The organism is Fulvivirga kasyanovii (assembly GCF_009711405.1).
GTDB classification, from domain to species: Bacteria; Bacteroidota; Bacteroidia; order Cytophagales; family Cyclobacteriaceae; genus Fulvivirga; species Fulvivirga kasyanovii.
Genome location: NZ_SMLW01000413.1, coordinates 1 through 9,304, shown reverse-complemented (window position 1 = coordinate 9,304; position 9,304 = coordinate 1). Strand labels below are relative to the sequence as shown.

At 42.7% G+C, this 9,304-nt stretch carries 10 protein-coding genes; 2 read left to right on the top strand and 8 right to left on the bottom strand.

From position 1 onward, the window contains the following. Positions 1 to 68 precede the first annotated feature (68 nt). Positions 69 to 548 carry a hypothetical protein gene (locus E1163_RS05745; protein WP_155170409.1) on the top strand — a complete coding sequence of 160 codons (480 nt, stop codon included), beginning with the start codon at positions 69 to 71 and terminating at the stop codon, positions 546 to 548. A 9-nt stretch (positions 549 to 557) separates the two neighbouring features. On the opposite strand, the gene E1163_RS05740 is transcribed toward E1163_RS05745, so the two are convergent. The 8 genes from E1163_RS05740 to E1163_RS05705 form a co-directional block, all read right to left on the bottom strand. Further along, positions 558 to 1,028 carry a hypothetical protein gene (locus E1163_RS05740; protein ID WP_155170407.1) on the bottom strand — a complete coding sequence of 157 codons (471 nt, stop codon included), beginning with the start codon at positions 1,026 to 1,028 and terminating at the stop codon, positions 558 to 560. 50 nt (positions 1,029 to 1,078) lie between these two features. Further along, entirely contained in the window at positions 1,079 to 1,900 is an 822-nt protein-coding gene (locus E1163_RS05735) for an alpha/beta hydrolase (RefSeq protein ID WP_221417944.1), read from the bottom strand. A gap of 15 nt (positions 1,901 to 1,915) precedes the next feature. Continuing rightward, positions 1,916 to 2,821, bottom strand: a complete 906-nt coding sequence (locus tag E1163_RS05730; protein WP_155170403.1) for an SDR family oxidoreductase — start codon at positions 2,819 to 2,821, stop codon at positions 1,916 to 1,918. Beyond that, a complete protein-coding gene (locus E1163_RS05725) occupies positions 2,821 to 3,684 on the bottom strand; it encodes a peptidylprolyl isomerase (protein WP_246223521.1) in 864 nt (287 codons plus the stop codon). Before E1163_RS05725 ends, E1163_RS05730 begins: the two co-directional genes overlap by 1 nt. Continuing rightward, on the bottom strand, positions 3,671 to 4,621 hold the full coding sequence (gene hemC / locus E1163_RS05720; RefSeq protein ID WP_155170401.1) for a hydroxymethylbilane synthase: 951 nt from the start codon (positions 4,619 to 4,621) through the stop codon (positions 3,671 to 3,673). The genes E1163_RS05725 and hemC overlap by 14 nt, the downstream gene beginning before the upstream one ends. Before the next feature lies 1 nt (position 4,622). Continuing rightward, the gene (locus E1163_RS05715; protein WP_155170399.1) at positions 4,623 to 5,741 is read right to left on the bottom strand and encodes a DNA polymerase III subunit; all 1,119 of its coding nucleotides are present in this window, start codon (positions 5,739 to 5,741) and stop codon (positions 4,623 to 4,625) included. A 4-nt stretch (positions 5,742 to 5,745) separates the two neighbouring features. After that, a complete protein-coding gene (locus E1163_RS05710; RefSeq protein WP_155170397.1) occupies positions 5,746 to 6,933 on the bottom strand; it encodes a GlmU family protein in 1,188 nt (395 codons plus the stop codon). 196 nt (positions 6,934 to 7,129) lie between these two features. Further along, positions 7,130 to 7,375: a type B 50S ribosomal protein L31 gene (locus tag E1163_RS05705; protein WP_155170411.1), complete on the bottom strand. Its 246-nt coding sequence runs from the start codon at positions 7,373 to 7,375 to the stop codon at positions 7,130 to 7,132. Positions 7,376 to 7,623: 248 nt separating this feature from the next. On the opposite strand from E1163_RS05705, the gene E1163_RS05700 reads away from it, so the two are divergent. Further along, positions 7,624 to 9,304 (top strand): hypothetical protein (locus E1163_RS05700; RefSeq protein ID WP_155170395.1); only part of this gene is annotated, 1,681 nt, incomplete at its 3' end.

Below are 9,304 nucleotides of genomic sequence, written 5' to 3'. Positions count from 1 at the left end.
AAAAGTAGAAAACATTTAAACTAAAACCGATTATTTAGTATGTTAGAAGTTTTTAATTACACCCGAATATGGAAAATCCACAATACAAAGATTCTACAGGTGGTACCACCGAAGACCAGAATGCCAAAGCAATCGCCCGAGAGATTCTGATGCGAAGCCGTACAGAAACCGCAGAGAAACATGTAAAAGCTTCGCGAAACACCTTATTTGTTTTAGCCGGTCTATTCTTCCTATATGCTGTCCTTTATGGCATGGGAGTGATGGCTGACGATATAGTATCACTGATATTTTACTCTGCCATAGGAGTTATTTACATCTTGCTTGCTCTTTGGACAAAATCCAGTCCGCAAACTGCTGTTATCCTGGGTTTATTGCTTTATCTTTTAAATATAGGACTTAGCGCCCTTATTGATATCAATACACTCTATCAAGGATGGTTGATTAAGGGTATAATCATTATTTATCTGGTGAGGGGCATATTTGAAGCGCGTAAAATAGCTAAAAAAAGACCGGTGGAAACGGACACGCTGGATGGCAGTATGATGTAGACGCTCTGGCTATGAATTATCCACCAAAGGGGTGTCTAAAGCTTCGGCAACACTTTTAAGCTTGTTGATAAGGGCATTTTTATCCCTTTTTGTCATAATGTATTCCTTCACACCATTGTTGAATTTGATATAAGCATCAAAATCTACGTTTTTAAATGTTGTAGAGCTATTGGTGTGCGCAGTAAACACGCGCTGGCTTACCTGGTTGGCATTAATGTAGATCCGATCAATACCTGCATACCTGGTGCGTTTTCCGGTTTTTAGGAATAAAAATGAATAATAAGGTCTGTAAGTCTTCGCTTGAGGGTCTATTTCAATACCTGAGTATCCGGTAAAAACCAAGATACTTATTAAAAACAGTGCTAAAGAGAGTAGAAGGTGACTTTGAAAATAGGCAATGCCCGTTATCAGCACAAGCCCACCGGCCAGTTGAAAATACCACGGGAACAGCCTTCCCGAAACCAGGTCGATTTTTTTCATAATGGTGGATGGTTTAGGTAAAGATTAAAAAATATACTGTAATATTTAAATCATTCTTTTTTAGATAAAAAGAATTCGCGGCTGTAGTTCAATGTCTCATGATATTGCTCAAATAAACTAAGGTTATTATGTGTGCCCTGCGGAATAATCACAAGTTTCTTTTTTCCTGAATGCGCCTGATAAAGGTTTCGGGCATGAGAAACAGGGATTAACGTATCATCATCGCCATGGATCAGCAGTATGGGGCAACTGATGGAATCGAGCTTGTTGATATTGTCAAAATGAAATTGAAGGAACAGCGAAGGGAAAAGGAATGGCATCTTTTGATTGGCCAGTTTTTTCAAACTTGAAAAAGGAGATTCCAGCACCAGTCCTTTCGTTTGATGTCGGCTGGCCAATTCAGTAGCAATGCCACTACCGATAGAGCGGCCGTAAATGATAATATCACCAGACAAAAAACCTTTGGTTTCCGTCAAAAATTGATATGCAGCTTCTGCATCCAGGTATAAGCCCTTTTCTGTTATTTCACCGGAGCTCTTTCCGTAACCTCGATAATCAATGATTAAGAAGCTATAGCCTTTATCTGTAAAATCATCGGCTATCTGCTGCCACCCGGCCAGGCTGCCCGCATTGCCATGGAAGTACAGAATCACTTCACTTTTTGCTCCGGGAAAGAACAAAGCATTGATTTTTTCTTTGTCTGCGGTATTGAGAAAAACCTCTTCTGCACCTTCCGAGAGATCGAACCGGAAGTTTTCCGGGAGCTTTTCCGGGTGGAATATCAGTTTCTCCTGGGATAAAAATGCAGCCATGATGAGGAATATGTATAGGAATAAAGCTATGAAGATGAGTTTTTTTAATCGTTTGCCCATCTTCATAGCTGCAGTTTATGCTAGTTGCATTTGATCATTCAACACCTTCAACCCCTCTTCAAAAGAATGAGGTTCATAGCCAAGGTCTTTACGGGCTTTGTCAATGATAAAGCCGGTTTTGGGAGGCCTCTTGGCGGGTTGTGTGAATTTTGATCCATCCGTTTTATGGATCAGCGTTTTGTCCAGCTTAAAGAAGTCAGCCGTTTTGATGGCCATGTCATAAGGTGTCAGCATATCCTTGCCGCTAATGTTGTAGATGCCTTTGGCTTTCTTTTTAGCGAGCAGGTAACAGCCCATTGCCAGGTCCTCAGCCAGTGTTGGAGTGCGCCACTGGTCATCCACCACGTTAATTTCCTTGCCATTTTCCAGACTGTTCTTCACCCATAATATGATGTTGGAGCGGCTCATGTCATTGGCAATGCCATATACGAGTACTGTTCTGGCAATGGCCCAGGAAATATTGCTGTTCATCACCAGGTTTTCAGCCTCCAGTTTGCTTTCTCCATAAAAGTTAACCGGGTTGGGTTTTTCGTTTTCATCCAATGGGCCGTGGGTACCATCAAAAATAAAATCTGTGGAGCAATGCACAAGATGTGCCCCTGTGGCTTCACAGGCTTTGATCAGATACTTGACAGCATTGACATTGAGGTCAATACAACCTTCTTTTTCGCTCTCGCATTGATCCACATTGGTCATGGCCGCAGTGTTGATGATCGCATCCGGTTTGTATTGAGTCACTACATCCAAAACCGCAGCTTCATCGGTAATATCGAGAGGATGGAACTCGTAGTCGGCATAGTTTTCAGGAAGTCTGTCACTGTTCCTTGCCGTGGCAATGACTTCAATGTCCGCTTCCGAAGACATTAGTTTTACAAGTTTTTGGCCCAGAAGGCCATTCGAGCCTGTTATCAGTATTTTCATTACTTTTCTTCTTTAGGAAATTCGTAACCGTAGAGTTTGGTTATCTTCTTCTTAGGCATTTCTTCCACTTCCACCATCATTCTTATGTCAGACTTAGGCCGGTCACGCTGATCAGTAGGTTGGGCGGCTATTTTGTCGATGACCTCAAGCCCGTCAATCACTTTACCGAATACGGTGTACTCATCATCCAGGTGCGGAGCCCCACCTATGGTAGTGTACGCTTTCAGTCTTTCGGGAGCAATTTCTTTGGTTAGATCAACCTGCATTACGTCAGAGATATAGTCCCTCATTTCGATTAGCTTATTACCATAAGCTTCAGGACCTTCTGTCTGGTAAATGTTAATCAGCATCTGCTTTACAGAATCCTGATCTCCTCTCTCCATCAACTGTCTGGCAGCAGCGCCACATTTGTTCATATCGGTTGTGAGTTCTTTTTCAGTCCACTTCTTACCCTGAACAATGTAAAACTGACTACCGCTTGATTTCTTCTCAGGGTTATTTGTTCTCGCTGCTGATAATGCTCCTTTAACATGGAATAAGTCTTTGTCAAACTCGGCAGGTATCTGGTATCCCGGGCCACCTGAGCCTAAGGGCCTTCCCGCTTTGGCATCCTTTGAATCAGGGTCACCGGTCTGGATCATAAAATCTTCAATAACCCTGTGGAACAATAGACTATCATAAAAGCCCTCTTTAGCCAGTTTTATAAAGTTTTCTTTATGCTGTGGAGTTTCATCATAAAGGATGGCATGCATGTCGCCATACTCTGTTTTAATAGTTACCAGGTATTCTTTTTCTGAAGCGCAGGCAGTAAAAAGCATAGCACCGGCCAGCAACAGCATAAATAAGAAATTACTTGCTCTCATGAGTTTGTTCTTGATTTAACTTTTCTTTAATATCTTCTAAAATTTTATCACCTCCGGCCTTAAGTACCTCTTCTGCCAGTTCCTGTCCAATGGTCTCTGCATTTTCAGCAGGTCCCATAATCCTTTTGCGGATTATTTTTGTTCCTTCCAGGTCTACAATACCACCTTTTATGGTAAGGGTATCTTCCTGTAGGTCAGCAAGGGCAAAAACAGGGATGCTACAGCCGCCGTGCAAGGTTTTCAGGAATCCTCTCTCACAGCGTAGCCTTTTTTCCGTATTCTCATGGTTTACATACTGGCGGATGGCTTGCCTTTTTTCCTCGCTGAGTGTTGTGGAGCATTCCACAGCCACACTTCCCTGTCCGACAGCCGGGATGAATTTATCTAGGGGAAGCTTTGAAATGATCATGTCGTCATAACCCATGCGATGAACGCCGGCATAGGCCAGAAGCAGGGCATCACATGCGCCGTCCTTCATTTTAGCCATCCTGGTTTGAAGATTGCCCCGTACGGAAACCGTTTTGACATGAGGGTAGAAATGTTTTAGCAAAGCTACTCTCCGGGTAGAAGAGGTGCCTACAACTATATTTTCCTTGTCCAGGGAAAGGCAGAGGTCCATCCCTACCAATACATCGTTCACCACTTCCCGTTCTGTAAATGCGATCAGCTCAAAACCCTTAGGCAGTTCCGATTGCATATCTTTTGCACTGTGTACGGCAATATCGATGTTGCCTAATTGAAGCTGATCCTCGATCTCTTCGGTAAACACACCTTTACTACCTATTTTGGAAATCGAAACATCCAGTATTTTATCACCTTTTGTTTCGATGGTGATAATCTCAGATTCAATTCCTCCTTTCTTGAGCAAAGCTGCCACATGTTCTGCCTGCCATAAGGCCAGCTTGCTTCCTCTCGTCCCTATTCTGATTTTTTCCATATTATTTGATGATTCTGGCGATATGTAATGAAAGATCTAAAAATACCATTTTGGGGCTGGCATTCCGCTCCAAATGATAATGTGCTTCATTGATCAATGAAGAAATTCTGCTCACTTTGTCACCATCCATCACTTTGCTGAAATTCTCTACAAAGCTCTCAATGGTACCACTGGCTCTTTTGAGCTGTGGTGCAGCCTGGTAAACCAAAGATTCGCGTAACATGTTCAGGGCATATACAAAAAGGCTCTTTTGGGCCACTTTGTTCATGCCGTGAAACTGGTCGCTCCGGTTGACCAGTTGGGTGTAATCCTTTTTGAAGCAGTCGCGCATCCATTCAGTAAATAGCTGATGGCTGTTGTCTTCTATATTGCTGATGAGCTTAATAGCCTGGTTGAGGTCACCATCAGCCAAATGGGCCAGTTCGGCCGCTTTTTGCGGGTCTACATTATGCTGCTCGACCAGTGTGGCTGCTAAATCCTGATCAGCCAGTTTGGGAATGGTTACTATCTGAGTACGCGAAAGTATGGTGGTCAGCAGCTTTTCCGAATCGTTGGAAACCAGCAGGAATATAGTCTGCTCCGGTGGCTCCTCAAGTATTTTTAATATACCGTTGGCTGCAGAAGGGTGCATATACTCCGGCAACCAGATGATCATGACCTTGTATGCTCCTTCAAAGGCTTTTAATGATAAATTTTTCACGATCTGGCGACTTTCTTCTTTGGAGATGTTCACTTGCTTGTCTTCACCGCCAAACTGGCTGGTCCAGCCATCAAGGTTGCTGAAGGGTGAACCCGTAAGGAAAGTCCTCCATTCTTTCAGGAAGCTGGTACTTACAACATCCTTCCCGGTTACATTTTTTGTGGCACTTACCGGCATTACAAAATGCATATCCGGATGGATGAACTTGGTGTTTTTGGAGCAGGAAGGGCACTCACCGCACGAATCATCCTCACTCTTATTGGTGCAGTTGAGGTAAGTGGCGTAAGCCAGTGCCATAGGTAGGTTAGGGCTGCCCGGTTTGCCTAAAAATAACTGGGCATGTGCTACCTGTCCATGGTTTACCGCATTGATCAACCGCTCTTTTACTTCTTCCAGTCCCTTAATATCAGCAAATCGCATAGTTCTATTGTTTCTCCCAATACCGGAATTCGGCGGTTAATTCGAAAATATTTTTAATTATCTCCTGTTCCGAGCTGTCATATATCATTCCGCGCCTTTGCATAACCATATCTATAACTTCATTGGCTTTGTCAAGTTTGTAGGTGATGAAGCCATTGGCTCCGCCCCATGAAAAAGATGGAATGAAATTTCTCGGAAATCCGGAACCGAAAATATTGGCGGATACCCCCACTACAGTACCTGTATTGAACATGGTATTAATCCCGCATTTTGAATGATCACCCATAATCAGCCCGCAAAACATCTCGTCAGTGTTTTTAAAGCCGCCTTTGCCATAATCCCAGATCTTCACCTGGGCATAATTATTTTTCAGGTTGGATGTATTGGTGTCAGCACCCAGGTTGCACCACTCTCCAATGACAGAGTTGCCTAGAAAGCCATCGTGGCTTTTATTGCTATAGCCGAATATTACCGAATTGCTCACCTCACCACCAACTTTACAGTAGGGGCCAACCGTAGAGTCCCCACGCATTTTGGCGCCCATGCTCAACTGGGCACCATCACATAACGCCAAAGAGCCCCGGATAATTGCACCTTCGTTGACTACAGCATTTTTGCCTATATAAACAGGGCCTGCTTCCGCATTGATGATCGCTGCCCTGATGGTAGCTCCTTCTTCAACAAACAGGTTCTCCTCGCCATACACCACGGTATAGGGATCCATAATATCTTCGGATATACGATCATGTGTGATCAGGTCAAAGTCAAGTTTGAGCTGAGCAGCATTTTCCTTGAATATCTTCCAGGGCTGGTCTATCAGTGTTGTATGCCCTGCAAATGACTGTTGTTTTAAAGTTTTCAGGTGATCGTATTCGGTTGAGCTGGTGCGTGCGGCCAGTATCATACCGTCTTTGGTCAAAGCGGTTTCGGCATGGAGCGAATGAATAGCCTGAACCAGTTCCTGGCTCGGGCAAAGAGCCCCGTTTATCCAGATATTGTTGTTGCCGGCCAGGCAGGGGTATTTCTCCCTGAGGTAATCAGTGGTATGAAAGGAAATATTACCTTCAAGTCTCTTGTCCCACTTATCAGAAATGGTGAGTATGCCCACACGGACTTCTGCTACCGGTCTGGTAAACGTAAGTGGCAAGAGGGATTGTCTGATGAAAAGATCATCAAAAAGAATAATATTCATGTATTTCAGTTTACCTTCAATGGTCTTATAGAACAACCAAATCTTGCAAAGAAATTGTATATCAGCCCTTTAGATCTTGCTGGTTCCATACCGATTGATATGGATTTGCGTATTGGTTAGTTCACAGCACAAAAATAAAAAAGTCTTCAAGATAAGCTTATCCTGAAGACTTTTAATTAAATGTTATATAACAGAATTACTTCTTCTTATATTTCTTGTTAAATTTCTCAACTCTACCGGCAGTATCCACAAATAGTTTTTTACCAGTATAGAATGGGTGAGAAGCAGAACTAACTTCAACTTTGATCAATGGGTATTCGTTGCCGTCTTCCCATTTGATAGTTTCGCCAGTAGTCATTGTAGACTTCGTCATGAACTTGTATTCACTTGAAGTGTCATAGAAAACTACGTCTCTGTATTCCGGATGTATGTCTTTTTTCATTTTATAAGTACCTTTTCTGTTCAATCTTCCCAAAGAGGGCACAAAATTACCCATTTAAAGTTTAAGTGCAAAACTTTTCAAAACTTTATTCTGCAAAGATAAACACTATTTTTCCTTATTTTGCAGGATATTCAAATTTCTTATGTAATCAGGATAAATTCAGGCCTTTGTACATGATGTAAATATACTTTCTGTAACGAGGTCCTATAGGTCTTCCGGGTTGCATTTGAAGGTTAACTGATATTTTTATGAAGCATCTCCTTATAACATTTTTTGCTTTGGCTCCCGTAGTGTTGTTTGCCCAAAGTGTTAATGCTCCCCTCAACAACAATTATTACCACCTGATAGACAGGTATGAGATAAAAAGCGGCAGGATCTATCCCGGGTTCTTCAGCGCCTGGAAGCCTTACCAGAGGAAGCATATTGCCGCCTTTACTGACAGCCTTAAGCGCAGCGACATGCAATGGTCGGCCACAGACAAGTTTAATATTAATTATCTAAGTAACGATAACTGGGAATGGGCAGATAGTTTGAACAATGAAAGTCGTAAACCTTTTTTTAAGCACTTTTATAGAGTAAAGTCAGACCTTTATCATGTTAATACCGACGATTTTGACCTGCATGTTAATCCCGTATTGTATTTAGGGGCAGGTCGTGAGACGGAAAGTGACGTGAAGACCTTTATAAATACGCGTGGCGTGGAAGTGAGGGGCATGATAGATCGCAAGCTGGGATTTTACTCATTTATCGGAGAGAACCAGGTAATATTCCCCCAATATACCAGAAACTATATTTTCTCAGGCAATAAGGTAGTTCCTCATGAAGGTTTCTGGAAAGATTTTAAAGATGATGGCGTAGACTTTTTCACAGCCCGTGGCTATATCAGTTTTGCCGCTACCAAGCATGTAAACCTGCAGTTTGGCCACGACCAGTTTAAGGTTGGCAATGGTTACCGGTCAATGATACTTTCAGATTTTGCCCCCGCATTCCTTTTCCTGAAGATGCAAACCCAGGTATGGAAGATCAACTATACCAACCTGTTCACGGAAATGACCGCTGATATTTTCACCTCTGGCAATACGCTTATCGGCAATGGAAGCTATCCGAAAAAGTATATGGCATTGCACCACCTGGGTATAAACATTGGAAAAAAACTTAATGTAGGTGTATTTGAATCGGTCATTTATAGCAATGCCGACTCTCTGAGTGACGGGCACATTGAATTGAAATACCTGAACCCCATTATTTTTTATCGTGCCGTGGAGCAGCAAAACGGAAGCTCTGATAATGTTTTGCTTGGAATGGATTTCAAATGGCTTGCAGCCAGAAAGATTTCATTTTATGGTCAGTTGGTGCTTGATGAGTTTCTGCTTGAAAACCTCAAGGAAGGTGATGGCTGGTGGGCCAATAAGTATTCTGTGCAATTGGGAGGTGAGTATATTGATGCTTTTGGTATCAATAATCTGGATATGCAGCTTGAAGGTAACCTGTCGAGGCCTTATACTTACTCCCACGGTGATGTTTACAACAGTTACTCACACTACAGGCAGCCTTTGGCGCATCCGTTAGGGGCTAATTTTACAGAAGTTGTTGCTCTGGCGCGCTATCAGCCAATAGGGAAATTAAGCTTAACCGGCAAGCTGATCTTTGCCAGCTATGGAACGGATAGCACCGGGGTGAATTATGGCGGTAATATCTTGAAAAGCAACACTACCCGGGAAATGAACTATGGAAATGAAGTTGGTCAGGGTATTGGCAATGATCTGTTTTTTGCAGACTTCACAGCTTCTTACCAGTGGAAACATAATTTTTTCATTGACGTTAAGCACATTTTCAGAAAGTTGGATAGTGATGTGCCTGCCCTGAACCAGAAAACGAACTTCACATCAGTGGCGTTAAGGTGGAATATTCCCCAGCGTTTAAACGAGT

Coding starts and splice junctions, on each gene's coding strand:
- E1163_RS05745 (WP_155170409.1), top strand. CDS start 69: ATGGAAAATCCACAATACAAAGATTCTACAGGTGGTACCACCGAAGAC.
- E1163_RS05740 (WP_155170407.1), bottom strand. CDS start 1,028: ATGAAAAAAATCGACCTGGTTTCGGGAAGGCTGTTCCCGTGGTATTTT.
- E1163_RS05735 (WP_221417944.1), bottom strand. CDS start 1,900: ATGGGCAAACGATTAAAAAAACTCATCTTCATAGCTTTATTCCTATAC.
- E1163_RS05730 (WP_155170403.1), bottom strand. CDS start 2,821: ATGAAAATACTGATAACAGGCTCGAATGGCCTTCTGGGCCAAAAACTT.
- E1163_RS05725 (WP_246223521.1), bottom strand. CDS start 3,684: ATGAGAGCAAGTAATTTCTTATTTATGCTGTTGCTGGCCGGTGCTATG.
- hemC (WP_155170401.1), bottom strand. CDS start 4,621: ATGGAAAAAATCAGAATAGGGACGAGAGGAAGCAAGCTGGCCTTATGG.
- E1163_RS05715 (WP_155170399.1), bottom strand. CDS start 5,741: ATGCGATTTGCTGATATTAAGGGACTGGAAGAAGTAAAAGAGCGGTTG.
- E1163_RS05710 (WP_155170397.1), bottom strand. CDS start 6,933: ATGAATATTATTCTTTTTGATGATCTTTTCATCAGACAATCCCTCTTG.
- E1163_RS05705 (WP_155170411.1), bottom strand. CDS start 7,375: ATGAAAAAAGACATACATCCGGAATACAGAGACGTAGTTTTCTATGAC.